We start from the raw sequence: 17,096 nt of genomic DNA, 5'->3' as shown, positions 1-17,096 counted from the left end.
CACCACGAAAAGGAATACAAAATGGCAGACAACACTTTCGGATCCGGCCAGGCCAACGACAACGCCTTCCCCGACCCGGACACGCTTTCCTACGAGCAGGCGCGCGATGAGCTCGTCGAAACAGTGAAGATCCTCGAGCTAGGCCAAATGAGCCTCGACGAGTCCCTGAAGTACTGGGAGCGCGGCGAGGCGCTGGCGAAGCGGTGCGAGGTGCTCCTCGACGGCGCCTCGAAACGCGTCGAAGAAGCTATCAGCACCCGCCAGGTCGACGGGCAGGCTAGTTCGGATCGACCGGAGTAGCCTCAAGCGCCGCGGCGATCAGCTCCTTGAACTCGTCTTCGCTGCCGGCGCCGGTGACCAGGAAGCGGACATCGCCGGCGTCAACGACCCACAAGTCGCGCACGTCGCGGTCGTCGGAGGTGTAGACGTCGACGTCGGCGTCGTCGATACGTTCGGTGCGCTCGTGGATGCGGGTGTCGCCGCCGGCGGAATCCAGCGCGGTGTCCTTGTCAGCGCCGGTCTGGGTGAGCTGGAGGTAGCCGCGGTCGGGCGTGACCCAGCCGATGACGGGTGCCGGGCCGCCTGCGATCACTGTGCGGCGCGCGGAGTTGGTGATCCACCCCTCCGGCATCTGCGGGTAGCGCACGGGGAAGTCGACTGCGCGCGCCTCAAGGTCCACAAACGACTCTGCATCCACTTCCTGCACCGGCCCCTGCTCGGGAGCACCGGGGTTGAAACTGCACAGGCCCGTCGCACCCACGGCGACAAGCATGAGCACGACGATGAGCACGGCGTTGATCGCCATGTCTCGGCCGTCTTGAAAGATGCGGGGTTTCTTGTCGTTTGCCACGCGCATTAGTATGGCACGCCCGACCTGTACCCCAGAACGGGCGGGTCGTTCCCCCGTAAAGGTGGGCGAAGCAAACACTTCCGGGGGCCGGGGTGCCAGAATAGAGGGGTCGAATTTTGCCCTGACAAAGGAAGGCCCCGCGATGACTGAACAGTCCGATCTTTTCCCCGACCGTAACCTCGCCATGGAACTGGTGCGCGTGACCGAGGCAGCTGCCCTCGCGTCCGGCCGTTGGGTGGGCCGCGGCCAGAAGAACGAGGGCGACGGCGCCGCAGTCAACGCGATGCGCAAGATGATCAATTCCGTGGAAATGGACGGCGTGATCGTCATCGGCGAGGGTGAGAAGGACGAGGCCCCGATGCTGTTCAACGGCGAGCAGGTCGGCACCGGCCGCGGCGCCGCGGTCGATATCGCTGTTGACCCGGTGGACGGCACCCGCCTGATGGCAGAGGGCCGCCCGAACGCCATCTCGGTCATCGCCGCCGCGGACCGCGGGTCCATGTTCAACCCGCAGGACGCGTTTTACATGAACAAGATCGCGGTCGGCCCGGACGCGGTCGGCGCGATCGACATCACCAAGTCGGTGGCGGAAAACATCGAGTCCGTCGCGAAGGCGAAGGGCGTGCGCCCCGCCGACATCACGGTGGTTGTGCTCGACCGTCCGCGCCACAAGCAGCTTGTCGACGATATCCGCGCCGCCGGCGCGAAAGTCCGCTTCATCATGGACGGCGACGTCGCCGGCGCGATCGCGGCGGCGCAGGACAACAACGGCATTGACATCGCGATGGGCATCGGCGGCACCCCGGAGGGTGTTGTCACCGCCTGCGCCCTGAAGTGCCTGGGCGGCGAGATCCAGGGCATGCTCGCCCCGCAGGACGACGAGGAGCGCGAGAAGGTGCTCGCCGCCGGCCACGACCTGGACCGCGTGCTGCACATCAACGACCTGGTCACCTCCGACAACTGCTACTTCGCCGCCACCGGCGTCACCAACGGCGACATGCTCGCCGGCGTGACCTACCGCAAGACCGGCGCAACCACCCGCTCGATGGTGATGCGCTCGAAGTCGGGCACGGTGCGCTACATCGAGTCCCAGCACCAGCTGGCCAAGCTGCAGGACTACTCGGTGGTGGACTACACCGAGCCGGAGAACTAAACCCCGCTCAGCAGGACAGCCTGCACGAGCAGGTTGTTACAGAAGTGAAGGATGAACCCCGCCCACAGCGATGTGTGCCACCGCGTCGCCAGGGCGAGGGCGATCCCCATAAATCCGGTGTAGATCATCGCCGCCGGCGCGATGTGGGCTACGCCGAAGATCGCTGAGCTTATGACCACGCTGACCACAGCCGGGACGACGGTATCGAGGTAGCCCATCAGCAGGCGCCGGAAGACGATCTCCTCGAGAAACGGTCCGACCAGCAGGTACGTGGCCAGGGTGAGCATGATGCCGAGGCTTGTGCCGTCGCTTAGCGACGACTCCCCCGACGGTTCGAGCCCGACGAGCGGGCCTATCCACGAAGACGTCGCCCCGGCAAATAGCACTGCAGCCGGAAATTCCCAGAGCAGGTGCCACCCCTTTGCACCAAGCCTGTTGAACCCCAGCGAGATGCCACGGCGCTTGAGGTAGCGAAGCAGAAAGATCGTCGGCACGCCGAGTGCAACGAGGGTCATAAATGGAAACGCGGTAAGCAGCGTGGACTTGTCGGCGTCTAAACGCATCATGAGGAACGCCTGCCCGATCAGTAGGGCATCCGCCACCACCACGCACGCAAGCCCAACCAGGGCGTCCCTCAAAGCGGGGGCTCTACCACGTTGAAGTTCGGGCATTTCGTCTCCTCCGTGTGTCCGGTTGATGCATAATCGTGCAGTAGAAAGGCACGCGCGCACTCTACCGTGCGCGACGTGCACACGACGGAAAGTAAAGGACAATCATGGCTGATCAGGAATACCGCATCGAACATGACACGATGGGCGAGGTCAAGGTACCCGTCGACGCCCTCTGGCGCGCTCAGACGCAGCGTGCTGTGGAGAACTTCCCCATTTCCGGTCGCGGCCTGGAAGCACAGCAGATCCGCGCACTCGGCCTGCTCAAGGCGGCGTGCGCGCAGGTGAACAAGGACCTGGGCAACCTGGACGCCGAGAAGGCCGACGCGATCATCGCCGCGGCGAAGGAGATTGCGGACGGCAAGCACGACGACCAATTCCCGATCGACGTGTTCCAGACCGGCTCCGGCACCTCGTCGAATATGAACACCAACGAGGTCATCGCGTCCATCGCGAAGCAAAACGGCGTTGAGGTTCACCCGAACGACCACGTGAACATGGGCCAGTCCTCCAACGACACCTTCCCCACCGCTACCCACGTCGCCGCCACCGAGGCCGCGGCGAGTGACCTCATCCCGGCGCTGAAGGTGTTGCAGGAGTCGCTGGAGAAGAAGGCCAAGCAGTGGCACGAGGTGGTCAAGTCCGGCCGCACCCACTTGATGGACGCTACCCCGGTCACCCTTGGACAGGAGTTTTCCGGCTACGCCCGCCAGATTGAGCTGGGTGTCCAACGCGTCGAGGCCACCCTGGAGCGCCTGGGCGAGCTCGCGATCGGCGGCACCGCTGTGGGCACCGGCATCAACACCCCGGCGGAGTTCGGCGGCAAGGTGACCGAGGAGCTGAAGAAGCTCACCGGTGTGGAGCAGCTCTCCGAGGCGAAGAACCACTTCGAGGCGCAGGCCAACCGCGATGGCCTGGTGGAGTTCTCCGGAGCGATGCGCACCGTCGCGGTCTCGCTGTACAAGATCGCCAACGACATCCGTCTGATGGGCTCCGGCCCGCTCGCCGGCTTCGGCGAGATCCACCTGCCGGACCTGCAGCCGGGTTCCTCCATCATGCCGGGCAAGGTCAACCCGGTCCTGTGCGAGACCGCCACCCAGGTCTCCGCTCAGGTCATCGGCAACGATGCCGCGGTCGCGTTCGGTGGTACCCAGGGCCAGTTCGAGCTCAACGTGTTCATCCCGATGATGGCACGCAACGTGCTCGAGTCGTCGCGCCTGCTGGCCAACACCGCCCGCCAGTTCGCGACCCGCCTTGTCGACGGCATCGAGCCGAACGAGGAGCGCATGCGCACCCTCGCCGAGTCGTCGCCGTCGATCGTGACCCCGCTGAACTCGGCGATCGGTTACGAAAACGCGGCGAAGATCGCCAAGCACGCCATCGCGGAGGGCGTGACCATCCGTCAGGCGACGATCGACCTCGGCTTCGTCGACGGTGAGAAGCTCACCGAAGAAGAGCTGGATAAGCGCCTCGACGTGCTGTCCATGGCCAACACGGACCGCAACTAGGTTCAGTCGCACCCGCAGCTAGAATCTGCCCCCAGCACAACAAACCTGATCGCTGGGGGCTTTTTCCATGCCTGATTCTTTCTCCGAGCTGCGTTCCGCAGGCGGGCCGAACAAGCCGTGGGTCGTCGGCGGAGTGCTCGCGCTGATCGTTGCGATGATCGGCGTCGCGCTCGCCGCGGTGTACTGGTACGCAAACCCGAGGCCCGAGCCCACCAACGAGGTGCCCGAGACAGTCACGGTGACCGCGCAGCCGCAGCCGCGTATCGACGACACCACCTCCCCGACCGGCACGTTCACCGGCACCCTCAACAGCCTGGAGGCGGACGCGAAGGTCAAGGCGTGGCCGGCGGTGGCGACCTTCGGCGGCGGCACAGCAATGGTGACCTACCCGCTGACCGGCTGCACCGCGCTAATCGGCGAAGGCGGCGAATCGACCCCGCTGACCAAGCCGTGCAACCAGGGTCAGGGCAGCTGGGACGTGGAGGACAAAGGTGAGGGCATCATCGCGCTGACCTACTCCGAGAACGGAAACGCGCTAGTCAAAGGCGAGCTTTCAGCCGGCTTGCCATAACGTGCACCGGGTGTAATATTGCACCCCGTGCAAAATCGGGGAATACGGGAGCAGAAGCGTCGCGAGACGCTGCAGCGGATCCGCGATGCGGCGGCCGGGCTCGTCGATAAGCACGGCTACGACAACGTCACCGTGGACGACATCTGCCACGCCGCCGGCATCTCCCGCCGCACCTTTTTCAACTACGTGGACTCCAAGGACGAGGCCATTTTGGGCTCGTTCCCGTTCACGTTCACCCCAGAAGCACTCGATCACATCCGGGACACTCCGAGCGAGAACGTCCTGGAGCTTGTGATCCGCTCGATTGTCGTCGAGCCGGGCAGATTCGACGGCCCTGCCGCGAAGTGCCGCCACGAGCTGCTGGAACACAACCCGGGGCTCATGCACGCCGAAGCCACCCGCAGGCGCGGTTTCCTCACAGAACTAGGACGGGCGATCTACGACCACTTCGAACGCTTCCCGGGGGATCGTCGTCACGCGGGCTCGCTCGAGGACGAAGCCCACTTTATCGTGGTGCTGTTCCAGGGTGCCGTAAGCCGCTACCTGTGGCACCCTCCGGACAGCGCTGACCCTATTGCTCAACTCCTTGAAAACGCTCAAACACTTTCGAATTACACAAAGGACATGACATGGTAGAAACCCACGCGGAATCACATCCGCTCCAGGCCAAGGGACCGAACGTCGGCCTGATTTTCTCCGCCCTGCTGCTCACCATGCTGATGAGCTCGCTGGGCCAGATGATTTTCGCCACCGCCCTGCCGACCATCGTCGGCGAGCTCGGCGGCGTGAACCACATGAGCTGGGTCATCTCGGCATTCCTGGTCACCATGACCATCGCGATGCCGGTCAACGGCAAACTCGGCGACATCCTCGGCCGCAAGTGGCTCTACATCGGCGGCATCGCACTGTTCATCATCGGCTCCACCATCGGCGGCTTCGCCCACACCATGGAGCTGCTCATCATCGGCCGCGCCGTGCAGGGCCTGGGCGCCGGCGGCATGATGGTGAACTCGCAGTCGATTATCGCGGAGGTCGTTCCCGCCCGCGAGCGCGGCAAGTACATGGGTGTCATGGGTGCCGTCTTCGGCGTGTCCTCGGTGCTCGGTCCTGTGCTCGGCGGCTGGTTCACTGACGGTCCGGGCTGGCGCTGGGCACTGTGGATGAACATCCCGCTGGGACTGCTCGCCATGGCGGTGTCGTCGACAGTGCTCAAGCTGCGCCGTGGTTCGGCGAAGGGCATGCACTTCGACTACCTCGGCACCACGCTCATGGTCGTCGCCACCGCATCGCTCATCCTCACCACCACCTGGGGCGGCACGCAGTACGACTGGACCTCGCCTACCATCATCGCGACCTCGCTTATCGCACTGGTGGGCGCGATCCTGTTCGTCATCGTGGAACTGCGCGCAACGAACCCGCTGATCCCGATGGATCTGTTCACCAACCGCAACATGGTGCTGACCACGCTCGCCGGCACCGTGCTGGGTTTGGCGATGACCAGTGGTTTGGCCTACCTGCCGACGTATCTGCAGATGGTTCACGAGCTCACCCCGACCGAAGCCGGCCTCATGATGCTGCCGATGGTCATCGGCATGCTCGCTACCGGCATGGCAGTCGGCTTCGTCATCTCCAAGACCGGCCGCTACAAGATCTACCCGCTGGTCGGCATGCTCATCACCACCGTCGGCCTGTTCCTATTCTCCCGGCTGACCGTGGAGACCTCCCTGACCGTACTGGGCGTGTACATGTTCATCTTCGGCTTCGGACTCGGCCTTGTCATGCAGGTGCTGGTGCTCATCGTGCAAAACTCGTTCCCGCTCGCCCACGTGGGCACCGCGACCTCAACGAACAACTTCTTCCGCCAGATCGGCTCCGCCATCGGCGCGTCGCTGTCCGGCTCGCTGTTCATCCACAACATGCGCGACCACCTCGACGAGCGCCTGCCTGAGGCCCTGGCCAAGCTCGGCCCCGAAGGTGCGGAGTTGGCACAAAAGTTCGGCGACGGCGGGGCGAACAGCCTCACCCCAGGCCTGGTGGCTACGCTTCCCCAGCCAGTGAAAGACGCCGTGCTGACGAGCTACAACGACGGCCTGACCCCGGTGTTCTTGCTCATGGTCCCCCTCGCATTCATCGCGTTCCTGCTGCTCCTTCCGGTCAAGGAGGAGACACTGAAGGAAGACCTGAGCTAGTTCGCTTAGCGACGAAAAACGGGCCCGCCCCCAAATGGGGACGGGCCCGAAGCCTTATCTCAGAAGGAAGGCTTACTTCTCGTTGATGATCGCGGTGAACGCGTCCTCAGTGCCGCCGCGGGTCCACTCGATGGTGCCGCGCTCGAACTCCTGGGTCCAGCCGGACTGGTCGGGGTTCTCGGTCTCCGGTGCGACCGGGAAGCCGACCTTCTTGTCCAGCTTCACGTCGGTGAGCCACTCGTTAGCGATCTGACCCCAGGTCGGAGCGCCACCGGTGTTCTCGTTCCAGGTGATGTAGTGATCGTTGTCGTAGGTCACGATCCAGCCCTCATCAACCTGCTCGACAGCGGTCGGCTCGCCCCAGGACGGCTCAGCGTACTGGTCCATAGCGGAAACGACACCGGCCGGAACCATTGCGGTGCCACCGTCAGCGGTGGTGATCTCCTCGGTCGCCTCGGCGTCCTCAGCCTCGGTGCCCTCAGCGTCGGACTCGGCGCCAGCGCTTTCGGTCTCGGTCTCGACGTTGGTCTCGGTGGCCGTCTCCTCGACAACCTCGGTCTCGGTGGCGTCGTCGCCCTCGTCGGAGCAAGCAACCAGGCTGGTAGCGGCAAGGGTCACAGCTGCAGCGGAAGCGACGATCTTACGGGAAAACATATTTATTGCACCTTTCATTCGAAATTGGTCCACCCACCATTATGAACACGACGTTAACGGCGAGCCTTCTTCCCACCCGATCGGGGGTGTGACTTCCCGCGGGAGGAACGCGGGGTGCGACCCTTAGTGATTCCAACAAAATCCTGGATAGCGTCGCAATCGTCCGCCTTGCGCCACACCAGCGCGATTGACGTCGACGCGGCACCGTCACCCTCGGACAGTTCCAGGGGGACAACCTGCTTTTTCGACAACGCCTTCAGCAGCGGCAGCGGACCATAGGCGATGCCGACGTTGGCGGCTACGACGGATAGGGCGGTGCGCAGGTCGTCGATTAGCGAGTGCTCGTCGTAGGTGAAGTTGACGATCTCGTCGGCAAGATCGGTGCGATTTACCTCCCCTACCTCGGCGTAGACAGAATCCTTCGGCACGGCAACGCCCGCGGCTTCCTCGTAGCAGCGCACCACGTGGAATTCGTCGGTGACGCGCTCGTCCGGCAGCCTGATCAGCGCCGCGTCCGCCTCGGAACCGATCAGCGGGAACGGGTCATCGCTCGGGATGGTCCGCGGCTCGCTTCCGGTCAGTTGCCCGTAGCGGCGGAACCACTTGCCCGGCTCCGTGCCGGTGACGAACGCGATGGTCAGCATGGCGCTCAATGCTACCGTTTTGCCCATGACTGATCAGCACCCATCTGGCACCGCGATGAAGCCGGTGACCGCCGCGAAGAAACTCGGCATCTACCTGCCCGCCACCCCGCAAGAATTCCAGGACGGCGCCGTCACCCACGCCGAACTGCGCGAACTCCAGGACAACCCGCCGGCGTGGCTGCAGGAGCTGCGCCTCAACGGCCCGCACCCACGCCCGGAGGTCGCCCGCAAGCTGGGCATCTCCGTCACCGCGCTGAAAAATGCCGGCGTGGAGCAGGCGATGACGACCGAGCAGATCCGCAAACTTCTCGACGACCAACCTGACTGGATCAAAAAAGCCCGCGCCACTCTCGCAGAGCAGCGCGGGCATGTTGTCGACGGCGACGATTCGGCCGCCGACGAGGATTAGAGCATCTTCCAGTCCTCGAGACCCGGGTAGAGCGGGTACTTCTCGGCGAGCGCTTCGACGCGGCCGCGCAGCGAGTCCACGTCGGCAGCCTCTCCCTGAATTAGCGTCTCGGCGATGATGTCCGCAATCTCGCGGAAATCTTCCTCGCCGAAACCGCGGGTGGCCAGAGCGGAGGTGCCGATGCGCAGACCGGAAGTCACCTTTGGCGGGCGCGGATCGAACGGCACCGCGTTGCGGTTCACCGTGATACCAACCGAGTGCAGCAGGTCTTCGGCCTGCTGGCCGTCCATCGGCGAATTGCGCAGGTCCACCAGCACCAGGTGCACATCGGTGCCGCCGGAGACGACGTCCACGCCGGCCGCCTTCGCGTCGTCACGCGTGAGGCGCTCCGCCAGCGCCTTCGCGCCGTCGATGGTGCGCTGCTGACGGTCCTTGAACTCGTCCATGCCCGCGATCTTGAACGCTGTCGCCTTCGCGGCCACGACGTGCATGAGCGGACCGCCCTGCTGGCCCGGGAAAACTGCCGAGTTGAGCTTCTTGTTCAGCTCCTCGTCGTTGGTCAGGATAAAGCCGGAGCGCGGGCCGCCGAGGGTCTTGTGCACCGTGGAGGACACCACATGCGCGTGCGGCACCGGGTTCGGGTGCAACCCTGCCGCAACCAGGCCGGCGAAGTGCGCCATATCCACCCAGAGGTAAGCGCCGACCTCGTCGGCGATCTTGCGGAACTCCGCGAAATCCTCGTGGCGCGGGTAGGCGGACCAGCCGCCGATAATCACCTTCGGCTTCACCTCGTGAGCTTGCTTGCGCAGCTTCTCCATGTCGATGAGGTGGGTGTCCTCCTCCACCTCGTATGCCGCGACGTTGTACAGGCGGCCGGAGAAGTTGATCTTCATGCCGTGGGTCAAGTGTCCGCCGTGCGCCAAGTTCAGGCCCAAGATGGTATCTCCCGGCTCCGCCAGCGCCATCAGCACCGCCGCGTTCGCCTGCGCGCCGGAGTGCGGCTGGACGTTGGCGAACTTCGCGCCGAAAACCTTCTTGGCGCGCTCCTGCGCGAGCGTCTCGACGACATCGACGTGCTCGCAACCGCCGTAGTAGCGACGTCCCGGGTAGCCCTCGGCGTACTTGTTCGTCAGCACCGAGCCCTGCGCCTCGAGCACGGAGCGCGGCACAAAGTTCTCGGACGCAATCATCTCGAGGGTGTTGCGCTGGCGCGCGAGCTCGTCGACGATCGCCGCGTGCACCTCGGGGTCAAAAGTAGCCAGATCCTGGTAGCGAAAGTCCTCAGTCACTTCCACAGGGTCCTTTCTTGTGTGGTCGGTGTTACCTTCATCGCAGTATAGGTAAATGTGCACTGCACCACGCCGAATTCCATGCATGGGTTGGCAGGTGGAACAATAGGGCCATGTCACGTGCCGATTCTTCGCCGTACCTCGACTTTCACCGCGAGGACTGGCGCAAACGCCGCGCCAAGATGCCGCAAGTGCTCACCGAGGACGAGGTGGCCCAACTCTCCGGCATCGGCGAAAGCCTCGACCTGCAGGAGGTCGAGGACATCTACCTGCCGCTGTCGCGTCTAATCCACCTCCAGGTGCGCGCACGGCAAAAGCTGACCAGCGCCACCGAGACGTTCATCGGCGGCGACCCGGGACACGTGCCGTTCATCATCGGCCTGGCTGGGTCAGTGGCCGTGGGCAAGTCCACCACCGCGCGCGTGCTGCAGGTGCTGCTGCAACGCTGGGACTCGCACCCGCGGGTGGACCTCATCACCACCGACGGTTTCCTCTACCCCCGAGCGGAACTGGAAAAGCGCGGCCTGATGGAACGCAAAGGATTCCCGGAATCCTACGACCGCCGCAACCTGATGCGTTTTGTCACCGAGGTCAAATCCGGCCTTCCCCTGGTCAAGGCGCCGATTTACTCCCACGAGGCGTACGACATCCTGCCGGACGAGTTCATCGAGGTCCGCCAGCCCGACATCCTCATCCTGGAGGGGCTCAACGTGCTGCAGACCGGCCCGACGCTGATGGTGTCGGACCTGTTCGACTTTTCCATCTACGTTGACGCGAAAACTTCCGACATCGAGCACTGGTACATCGAGCGCTTCCTCAAATTGCGCGATACCGCCTTCCAAAAGCCGGGCGCGCACTTCGCATCGTTTGCCGCCCTAGACGACGCGCAGGCCACCTACGCGGCGCGCGAAATCTGGCAGACGATCAACCTGCCCAACCTCGTGGAAAACATCCTGCCCACCCGGGTGCGAGCCTCGTTGGTGCTACGCAAAGACTACGACCACACGGTGCAGCGCGTGCGCATGCGCAAGATGTAGCTATTTGCCAAAGCGACGGGAGCGCTGCGAATAGTCGCGCAGCGCGCGCAGGAAGTCGATCTTCCGAAATGCCGGCCAGTACGTGTCGGTGAACCAAATCTCCGAGTACGCTGCCTGCCACAGCAGAAAGCCCGACAGGCGCTGCTCGCCCGAGGTGCGGATCACCAGGTCCGGATCCGGCTGTCCGGAGGTGTAGAGATGCTCCGAGATCGATTCGACGGTCACCTTGTCCGCCATGTCGGAGGCGGTGATGCCGGCCTTGGCGGTGTCGTCGAGAAGCGTACGCACCGCGTCGACGATCTCCTGGCGCCCACCATAGCCAACCGCAATGTTCACGGTGAGGCCGGGTTTTTCGGTGGTCGTCGCCGCGCTTTCGCGCATCCGCGACGCGACTTCGTCGGGCAGCAGATCCAGCTGGCCGACAAGCCGCACGCGGCACGAATAGTCCTCGGTAGCCAGGTCCTCGATCACGCCCGAGATGATGTCGAAGAGCAGCTCCACCTCCTCGGTGGTGCGCTGCAGGTTCTCGGTGGACAGCAGGTAGATCGTGAGCACGTCGATGTCCATTTCGGCGGACCAGCGCACCAAATCGCCGATCTTCGCCCCACCAACACGGTGGCCGTGGGAGATGTCCGTAAATCCTGATTCGCGCGCCCACCTGCGGTTACCGTCGGCCATGACCGCGATGTGCTTCGGCCGCTTCTTGCCGCGCAGCTCATGTTTCAGGCGCGCCTCGTAGAGCGGGTAGAGCGGGTAGCGCAGCTTGGAGAGGACAGACACAGCGATGATCCTAGCGGTGTTGCGGGGCCGAGTTAGATGGAGCGCTTCTTGCGCTGGTCAGCAACCCCGGCCTTTTCCATGGCCTCGTCGATCGCCTTCTCGTCGAACGGGTCGATGCCGTGCGCTTCGGCGAATGCTTGACGACGACGAAAGCGCGAGAACCGGCGGTGAAACGCATACCCAATCCCCAGCACCACCACTGCGAGCACGACCAGCAGCAACAGCCCCACCGGCGATGCCTTGCCGAAGTCCGGACCCACCGGGGTCTCGCCCGGGTTTTGCGCGAGCACGAGATCCACGGCAGCGGCTGCGTTGATGAGATGGGGCATCGTCTATTCCTCCTCGGCACCGGCGTCAATGCCGGCGAACAGGTCGTCTTCGGGCAGCGTCGTTTCAACCCGGCTGCGGGCCAGCTCAAACTCTTCGGTCGGCCACGCCTGCTGCTGGTCGGCAACCGGGCTGGCCAAAAACGCGCCGGCCGGGTCGATCTGGGTGGCGTGCGCGGTCAGCGCTTCGGCGCGCTGCGCGAAGTAGTCCGCGCATTCGACCTGGGTGGTCACACGGTCGAACACGTCGCCCTCGTTTTCCTCCCAGCGTTTGATCATCAGCTCGTAGGGGCTCTTCTGCCCGCGCTCGAGCAGCATCTCCTGCAATAGCTTCATGCGCTGCAGGATGAACCCGTGGGAGTAGTAGAGCTTCAGCGGCGTCCACGGCTCGCCGGCCTCCGGCGCGAACTCCGGGTCACCGGACTTTTCCCAGGCGATCATGGATACCGCGTGCACCATGAGATGGTCCGGGTGCGGGTAGCCGCCGTTTTCGTCGTAGGTGATGATCACGTGCGGTTTGAACTCGCGCACCTGCTCGACGATTTTCACCGCGACCGCTTCCGGGTCCTGGACCGCGAACGAGCCTTCCGGCAGCGGCGGCAGCGGGTCGCCCTCCGGCAGGCCGGAATCCTCGTAGCCGAGCCAGACGTGCTCCACTCCCAGCGCGGCGGCCGCGCGCGCCATCTCGCCGCGACGCACCTCGACCATGTTCTCCAGTACACCGGGGCGATCCATCGCGGGGTTGAGCACGTCGCCGCGGCGCCCGTCGGTGCAGGTGACCACCTTGACGCGGTTGCCTTCGGCGGCGTACTTCGCCATCGTGGCCGCACCTTTGGACGACTCGTCGTCGGGGTGTGCGTGGATGGCCATGAGGCGCAGACCGGTCACTCGAACTCTCCAACTTTTGTAGGGGGTGATGCAGAAACTCCGGTCCATCTTAGTACCATCCCACTAGAGTCCCTATCCCCCAGTTGTCCGAACGAGGTCGCAGCAGTGTCCACTCCAGTCAGCCGGTCGTCGCAACGCTATAGCTCGAATAAGGGCGGCGTGTCCGGGAAAGTGGTCGCTGTCATCGCAGTGCTGTTGGTCGCAGCGTTCCTCTTCGTCGGCGTCCGCGCGCTGTCAGACCGGTTCAACCGCCCGGTGACCGCCGATTTCATCTCGCAGGAGCATATCGACGACTCCACCGGACGCCTCTGGATCGACGTCACCCGCAAGGACCCGTCCGTGCCGTCCTACTGCATCGTCACCGCGGTGGACTATTCGCACGCGGAGGTCGGTCGCCGCGAGGTGATCTTCCCCGCCGGCGGCGAAAAGCACGAACGCGTGGCTGTGGAGATGCCGCTGCGCGCCCCGCTTGTCTCCGGCCGCGTCTACGGATGCTCGGACAAACTGCCGTTCTACATGGACGCGGACAGCGACTTTTACCAAGCCCGCTAGCGCAGGCGGAATCCGCCTGTGTGCTACCCTCGTGCGGTATATCTGCACACTTTCGCCCGCAGCTCGCGGGCTCGTTTTACGTATGAGGGAAGGGTGTTACCCCTATGGCTGATTCCCAGCAGCAGTACATTACCCCGGAAATGAAGGCCAAGCTGGAAACCGAGCTCCAGCAGCTGATCGACAACCGCCCGGTGATCGCAGCAGAGATCAACGAGCGCCGCGAAGAGGGCGACCTGAAAGAAAACGCTGGCTACGACGCAGCCCGCGAGCAGCAGGATCAGGAAGAAGCCCGCATCAAGCAGATTTCCGAGATCCTCTCCAACTCCACCACCGAGCGCTCCGGTGTGGTCGAGGGCGTCGCCCACGTCGGCTCCGTCGTCCACGTCTACTACAACGGCGACAAGGATGACCGCGAGACGTTCCTCATCGGCACCCGCGCCGCCTCCACCGACAACGCCGACCTGGAGACCTACTCTGAGCAGTCCCCGCTCGGCGCCGCCGTCGTTGGTGCAGCTGAGGGCGAGACCCGCTCCTACACTGCGCCGAACGGCCGCGAGATTAAGGTCACGGTCGTCTCGGCCGAGCCGTATGATTCAGATAAAGCTTCAACGCCCCGCGCGAAGTAGTTTTCCCCGTTCTTTTCGATAGCGAAGGATCATCCTGTGATTGCAACCTCTTCCCGCAAAGCCATGGCTGGCGTAGCCGCCCTCGCCGCCCTCGCCCTCGCCGGCTGCCACCCGCCGCACCAGAACCCGTCCGATAAGAAGGTCGACACCGCGCAGAGCCAGGACGCGGGTTCGCTCAAGGGTGCCGGCGCGTCCGCCACCGACGCCACCAACGTGGTCGAGGCCGACCAGCAGGCCACCACCACTGTTGCCGCTGAGGAAGTGCCGTCGCTGAACAACTGCGCCGCGCAGGGCCTGGTTCGCCCGACGCGCCTGACCGTGGACTGCGAGAACCAGGATGACTTCCTCGAGGACATCGTGTGGGACACCTGGGACGCCAACCTCGCCGAGGGCACCGCAACCCGCGTCGTCCTCAGCCCGGACAACCGCGAAGAGGGCGTCAAGGTCGTCCTTGGCAACCCGCAGGTTGTGGACAAGGAGCTGGTGTTCACCTCTGTTTCCGTCGACGGCACGAACGTCACCCCGGAGAACAACTACTAATCCGTTCTCGGGTATCTCACGCCAACGGCCCTGCTCCAGCGCGGAGCAGGGCCGTTTCGTAGTGCGCCTAACGATTGGGGCTAGCGGTCGTTGAAGTAGGACAGCAGACGCAGAATTTCGGTGTAGAGCCACACCAGGGTCACAGCCAGACCAAGCGCGATGCCCCAGGCTGTTTGGGACGGCGCATTGGTGCGCACCATTTTGTCCGCCAGGTCGAAATCCTGCAGGAAGGACAGGGCGGCGAGCACGACGCAGACGATGCCGAAGATGATGGACATCGTGCCGCCGCCGCGCAGCGGGTTCTCGCCGGTGAAAAGGTAAAGCAGCAAGTTGCCGATGGCCATAACAGCCACGCCGAAGATCGCTCCGGTCAGCATTCGGTTGAACCGCGGGGTGACGCGGATCGCCCCGGTGCGGTACACCACGAGCATGCCGATGAACACGCCGATGGTGCCCAGGATCGCCTGGAAGATGAGCGAGCTGGCGTTCGCACTGCCGACGTACCAGCCGGAGACAACGAAGGAGAATCCGCCGAGGAACAATCCTTCAAGCGCGGCGTAGGCAAGCGTCAGTGGCGCGGAACCGAACTTGCGCGAGAACACGTGAACCAGGGTGACCACGAATGCGCCGATCGCGCCGACGAGCGTCAACGCGCTGCCGAGGCCAGCGTTGCCGCCGATGAAAATAGCGAAGTTGACCGCGGCGAACGCGATGATCACGGCCAGCGTGATGCCGGTCTTGGTCACCACATCATCCACCGTCAGCGGGCGGTCTTGGGAAACCTCCGGCGCGTAACCCTCGGTCTGGGACGGATAGCCGTAGCCGGCCTGCTGCTCGTCGCCAGCCAAGTTCTTCAGTACAGGGTTGGTACTTCTCACGTCGTCCAACGTTCCTTTCGAGTCGTGTTGGGACCACTATTCACAGCTTGTAACGCATCGTCGGCCCAAATGGTTCCCGAGCGTAAGATTTTCCCACATGGGTGTGTTCGATCGTTTCCGACGCGGACCGCGCACAGGCGGTGCCACGGTGCTGACCGCACTGGCCACAGCCACCGGCGATGCGCAGGCCCACACGTTTTCGTATCCGGACGTGGACGTCCTGGCGTATTTCGTCGATACGCCTCTGCCCCACGTGTTGTACTGCACGTACGGGCTGTCGCAGGTGGAGTCGTCGCAACGCATCGCGGGCACGCAGACTGAGTTGACGCTGCGCGTACCCGACAACAGCGACGCGCTTCCGCCGAAATGGCCGGCGGACCAGCTGGCGCGGATGGCGCGCAACGTGCGACGTTCTGGCGTGGATATTGAGCCGGGCCACCATGTGTCGTTTGATTCGGGCGCGTTGTCCGGTTTTGTGTTCACCGGCGATCCGGTGCTCGGCCAGGTCGACGGCCCCACCGGTCGGATCCAGTTCACCTACGGGGTGGGGCTCAACGGCGACGACCTAGAGCGGATGCTGCGTTGGGATCCGCTGAAGTTTGCCACGCTCCTCGGCGACTTGTATCCGCTGGGGCTGACGGATCCCGCCCGCGCGCCGCTGTCGGCGGACGACAAGGTGCGCTTGCTTCTCGACGACACCGCCAACGCCGAAGGCTCCTCCATCGGTGCCGCCACTGCAAAATACTTGGAGGTCGACGCCGCCGGACGGGTAGATATGGACGAGCGCGCCGCTTCCGCGTTGCTGCGGGCGGCGCGCTACCGGCTGCTTTTCGGCCGGACGTTTGCCCTGGTGCGCGACGACACGTTTTTGCTGTTCGACCCAAACGCAGAGGCAGTGGAGTTAGCGGAAGACCACATCGTGGTGCCCGCCGGCGCGGATGTAGCCAATGAACTACTCGCCGTCTTCGACGCGGCGCCGGGCAGTTACAGCCTGACCACCGCACCGCTGACGTTGAAGGTCATCGACCCGGCGACGTAGCTGTTTTTTACTTGAAGACGACGCCCCACTCGTCGCGCTTGTCCAAAAACGCCTGGGCCTCGCGCTTGGCTGCCTCGAGGTCGTGGCTTGCACCCCAGCCGCACTGCTTCTCGTTCGCCGCCGGCACCTCGTCGGCGCCAACGATGTCGGTGAGCGTCTTTTCCACCAATTCAGCAACCTCGGCCTCGGACGGGTCGCCGGAGAGCATGAGGTAGAAGCCGGTCTGGCAACCCATCGGGCCGAAATCGATCACGTTGTCGGCGTGGTTACGCGAGTGTTCGGCGAACATGTGCTCCAGCGAGTGCACCGCCGGCATTTCCAGGTGCTCCACGTTCGGCTGCTTGAAGCGGATGTCCCACTTCACCAGCGTGTCGCCCTTCGGCAGTTCCTTGCGGTCCGCGAGCCGGATAAACGGTGCCGCTACCTTGGTGTGGTCGAGGTTGAAGGATTCAACATTCATACGATCGGTCATGGCTCCGACTGTACTGAAGGGAG

Annotated in this window: 22 protein-coding genes; 12 read left to right on the top strand and 10 right to left on the bottom strand. The window is 64.1% G+C overall.

All coding sequences use genetic code 11. The features are described 5' to 3' along the window. The first annotated feature begins 21 nt into the window (after positions 1 to 21). Positions 22 to 300, top strand: coding sequence for an exodeoxyribonuclease VII small subunit (locus IAU68_RS04060; protein WP_171193598.1), 279 nt, complete (start codon positions 22 to 24; stop codon positions 298 to 300). Here the strand turns inward: IAU68_RS04060 and IAU68_RS04055 are convergent. Further along, positions 278 to 850: a DUF4245 domain-containing protein gene (locus tag IAU68_RS04055; protein WP_171193599.1), complete on the bottom strand. Its 573-nt coding sequence runs from the start codon at positions 848 to 850 to the stop codon at positions 278 to 280. The two genes, IAU68_RS04060 and IAU68_RS04055, sit on opposite strands and share 23 nt — an antisense overlap. Before the next feature lie 142 nt (positions 851 to 992). On the opposite strand from IAU68_RS04055, the gene glpX reads away from it, so the two are divergent. Then, a complete protein-coding gene (glpX, locus tag IAU68_RS04050) occupies positions 993 to 2,003 on the top strand; it encodes a class II fructose-bisphosphatase (RefSeq protein WP_171193600.1) in 1,011 nt (336 codons plus the stop codon). Here the strand turns inward: glpX and IAU68_RS04045 are convergent. Continuing rightward, positions 2,000 to 2,641: a CPBP family intramembrane glutamic endopeptidase gene (locus tag IAU68_RS04045; protein ID WP_171193601.1), complete on the bottom strand. Its 642-nt coding sequence runs from the start codon at positions 2,639 to 2,641 to the stop codon at positions 2,000 to 2,002. The two genes, glpX and IAU68_RS04045, sit on opposite strands and share 4 nt — an antisense overlap. Before the next feature lie 137 nt (positions 2,642 to 2,778). Here IAU68_RS04045 and IAU68_RS04040 point away from each other — a divergent pair, with 137 nt between their 5' ends. The 4 genes from IAU68_RS04040 (at position 2,779) to IAU68_RS04025 (ending at position 6,939) form a co-directional block, all read left to right on the top strand. After that, positions 2,779 to 4,179 (top strand): class II fumarate hydratase, encoded by a 1,401-nt coding sequence (locus IAU68_RS04040; RefSeq protein WP_171193602.1) that lies wholly within the window; start codon positions 2,779 to 2,781, stop codon positions 4,177 to 4,179. Between the two features lie 67 nt (positions 4,180 to 4,246). Then, positions 4,247 to 4,750, top strand: coding sequence for a hypothetical protein (locus IAU68_RS04035; protein WP_171193603.1), 504 nt, complete (start codon positions 4,247 to 4,249; stop codon positions 4,748 to 4,750). 27 nt (positions 4,751 to 4,777) lie between these two features. After that, positions 4,778 to 5,386, top strand: a complete 609-nt coding sequence (locus tag IAU68_RS04030) for a TetR/AcrR family transcriptional regulator (RefSeq protein ID WP_171193604.1) — start codon at positions 4,778 to 4,780, stop codon at positions 5,384 to 5,386. Further along, the gene (locus tag IAU68_RS04025) at positions 5,380 to 6,939 is read left to right on the top strand and encodes an MDR family MFS transporter (RefSeq protein WP_171193605.1); all 1,560 of its coding nucleotides are present in this window, start codon (positions 5,380 to 5,382) and stop codon (positions 6,937 to 6,939) included. The genes IAU68_RS04030 and IAU68_RS04025 overlap by 7 nt, the downstream gene beginning before the upstream one ends. A gap of 72 nt (positions 6,940 to 7,011) precedes the next feature. Here the strand turns inward: IAU68_RS04025 and IAU68_RS04020 are convergent, their stop codons facing one another. After that, entirely contained in the window at positions 7,012 to 7,593 is a 582-nt protein-coding gene (locus IAU68_RS04020) for an LGFP repeat-containing protein (protein ID WP_171193606.1), read from the bottom strand. A gap of 53 nt (positions 7,594 to 7,646) precedes the next feature. Next, positions 7,647 to 8,237: a LysR family transcriptional regulator substrate-binding protein gene (locus IAU68_RS04015; RefSeq protein ID WP_171193607.1), complete on the bottom strand. Its 591-nt coding sequence runs from the start codon at positions 8,235 to 8,237 to the stop codon at positions 7,647 to 7,649. 25 nt (positions 8,238 to 8,262) lie between these two features. Here IAU68_RS04015 and IAU68_RS04010 point away from each other — a divergent pair, with 25 nt between their 5' ends. Next, positions 8,263 to 8,646 carry a DUF5997 family protein gene (locus tag IAU68_RS04010; protein WP_171193608.1) on the top strand — a complete coding sequence of 128 codons (384 nt, stop codon included), beginning with the start codon at positions 8,263 to 8,265 and terminating at the stop codon, positions 8,644 to 8,646. On the opposite strand, the gene glyA is transcribed toward IAU68_RS04010, so the two are convergent. Continuing rightward, positions 8,643 to 9,935, bottom strand: coding sequence for a serine hydroxymethyltransferase (glyA, locus tag IAU68_RS04005; protein ID WP_171193609.1), 1,293 nt, complete (start codon positions 9,933 to 9,935; stop codon positions 8,643 to 8,645). The two genes, IAU68_RS04010 and glyA, sit on opposite strands and share 4 nt — an antisense overlap. 113 nt (positions 9,936 to 10,048) lie before the next feature. On the opposite strand from glyA, the gene coaA reads away from it, so the two are divergent. Next, positions 10,049 to 10,972: a type I pantothenate kinase gene (gene coaA / locus IAU68_RS04000; protein ID WP_171193610.1), complete on the top strand. Its 924-nt coding sequence runs from the start codon at positions 10,049 to 10,051 to the stop codon at positions 10,970 to 10,972. Here the strand turns inward: coaA and IAU68_RS03995 are convergent, their stop codons facing one another. Genes IAU68_RS03995 through mca form a run of 3 tightly spaced genes read right to left on the bottom strand, consistent with a single transcriptional unit; the run spans position 10,973 to position 12,966 of the window. Then, positions 10,973 to 11,752 carry an isoprenyl transferase gene (locus IAU68_RS03995; RefSeq protein WP_171193611.1) on the bottom strand — a complete coding sequence of 260 codons (780 nt, stop codon included), beginning with the start codon at positions 11,750 to 11,752 and terminating at the stop codon, positions 10,973 to 10,975. Positions 11,753 to 11,784: 32 nt separating this feature from the next. Next, the gene (locus IAU68_RS03990; RefSeq protein ID WP_171193612.1) at positions 11,785 to 12,081 is read right to left on the bottom strand and encodes a hypothetical protein; all 297 of its coding nucleotides are present in this window, start codon (positions 12,079 to 12,081) and stop codon (positions 11,785 to 11,787) included. Positions 12,082 to 12,084: 3 nt separating this feature from the next. Continuing rightward, entirely contained in the window at positions 12,085 to 12,966 is an 882-nt protein-coding gene (gene mca, locus IAU68_RS03985) for a mycothiol conjugate amidase Mca (RefSeq protein ID WP_231699087.1), read from the bottom strand. A gap of 105 nt (positions 12,967 to 13,071) precedes the next feature. On the opposite strand from mca, the gene IAU68_RS03980 reads away from it, so the two are divergent. From IAU68_RS03980 to IAU68_RS03970, 3 genes are all read left to right on the top strand, one after another. Next, positions 13,072 to 13,518 (top strand): DUF4307 domain-containing protein, encoded by a 447-nt coding sequence (locus tag IAU68_RS03980; protein ID WP_231699086.1) that lies wholly within the window; start codon positions 13,072 to 13,074, stop codon positions 13,516 to 13,518. A 104-nt stretch (positions 13,519 to 13,622) separates the two neighbouring features. Continuing rightward, positions 13,623 to 14,144 carry a transcription elongation factor GreA gene (greA, locus tag IAU68_RS03975; protein WP_171193613.1) on the top strand — a complete coding sequence of 174 codons (522 nt, stop codon included), beginning with the start codon at positions 13,623 to 13,625 and terminating at the stop codon, positions 14,142 to 14,144. Between the two features lie 36 nt (positions 14,145 to 14,180). Further along, complete coding sequence (locus tag IAU68_RS03970) at positions 14,181 to 14,684, top strand: hypothetical protein (RefSeq protein ID WP_171193614.1); 504 nt, start codon at positions 14,181 to 14,183, stop codon at positions 14,682 to 14,684. 80 nt (positions 14,685 to 14,764) lie between these two features. Here the strand turns inward: IAU68_RS03970 and IAU68_RS03965 are convergent, their stop codons facing one another. Next, positions 14,765 to 15,562, bottom strand: a complete 798-nt coding sequence (locus IAU68_RS03965; protein WP_171193615.1) for a Bax inhibitor-1/YccA family protein — start codon at positions 15,560 to 15,562, stop codon at positions 14,765 to 14,767. Between the two features lie 97 nt (positions 15,563 to 15,659). On the opposite strand from IAU68_RS03965, the gene IAU68_RS03960 reads away from it, so the two are divergent. Then, positions 15,660 to 16,601 (top strand): suppressor of fused domain protein, encoded by a 942-nt coding sequence (locus IAU68_RS03960; protein WP_171193616.1) that lies wholly within the window; start codon positions 15,660 to 15,662, stop codon positions 16,599 to 16,601. 7 nt (positions 16,602 to 16,608) lie between these two features. Here the strand turns inward: IAU68_RS03960 and IAU68_RS03955 are convergent, their stop codons facing one another. Continuing rightward, positions 16,609 to 17,073, bottom strand: a complete 465-nt coding sequence (locus tag IAU68_RS03955; protein ID WP_171193617.1) for an S-ribosylhomocysteine lyase — start codon at positions 17,071 to 17,073, stop codon at positions 16,609 to 16,611. Between the last annotated feature and the right edge of the window lie 23 nt (positions 17,074 to 17,096).

Origin of the sequence: Corynebacterium lujinxingii (genome assembly GCF_014490555.1) — a bacterium.
Lineage (GTDB): Bacteria > Actinomycetota > Actinomycetes > Mycobacteriales > Mycobacteriaceae > Corynebacterium > Corynebacterium lujinxingii.
This window is presented reverse-complemented; position numbering and strand designations above follow the sequence as displayed.

What these genes read in the sequence shown, in the direction of transcription:
- IAU68_RS04060 (WP_171193598.1), top strand. Translation starts at nt 22, where the DNA reads ATGGCAGACAACACTTTCGGATCCGGCCAGGCCAACGACAACGCCTTC.
- glpX (WP_171193600.1), top strand. Translation starts at nt 993, where the DNA reads ATGACTGAACAGTCCGATCTTTTCCCCGACCGTAACCTCGCCATGGAA.
- IAU68_RS04040 (WP_171193602.1), top strand. Translation starts at nt 2,779, where the DNA reads ATGGCTGATCAGGAATACCGCATCGAACATGACACGATGGGCGAGGTC.
- IAU68_RS04035 (WP_171193603.1), top strand. Translation starts at nt 4,247, where the DNA reads ATGCCTGATTCTTTCTCCGAGCTGCGTTCCGCAGGCGGGCCGAACAAG.
- IAU68_RS04025 (WP_171193605.1), top strand. Translation starts at nt 5,380, where the DNA reads ATGGTAGAAACCCACGCGGAATCACATCCGCTCCAGGCCAAGGGACCG.
- IAU68_RS04020 (WP_171193606.1), bottom strand. Translation starts at nt 7,593, where the DNA reads ATGTTTTCCCGTAAGATCGTCGCTTCCGCTGCAGCTGTGACCCTTGCC.
- IAU68_RS04015 (WP_171193607.1), bottom strand. Translation starts at nt 8,237, where the DNA reads ATGCTGACCATCGCGTTCGTCACCGGCACGGAGCCGGGCAAGTGGTTC.
- IAU68_RS04010 (WP_171193608.1), top strand. Translation starts at nt 8,263, where the DNA reads ATGACTGATCAGCACCCATCTGGCACCGCGATGAAGCCGGTGACCGCC.
- coaA (WP_171193610.1), top strand. Translation starts at nt 10,049, where the DNA reads ATGTCACGTGCCGATTCTTCGCCGTACCTCGACTTTCACCGCGAGGAC.
- IAU68_RS03990 (WP_171193612.1), bottom strand. Translation starts at nt 12,081, where the DNA reads ATGCCCCATCTCATCAACGCAGCCGCTGCCGTGGATCTCGTGCTCGCG.
- greA (WP_171193613.1), top strand. Translation starts at nt 13,623, where the DNA reads ATGGCTGATTCCCAGCAGCAGTACATTACCCCGGAAATGAAGGCCAAG.
- IAU68_RS03960 (WP_171193616.1), top strand. Translation starts at nt 15,660, where the DNA reads ATGGGTGTGTTCGATCGTTTCCGACGCGGACCGCGCACAGGCGGTGCC.
- IAU68_RS03955 (WP_171193617.1), bottom strand. Translation starts at nt 17,073, where the DNA reads ATGACCGATCGTATGAATGTTGAATCCTTCAACCTCGACCACACCAAG.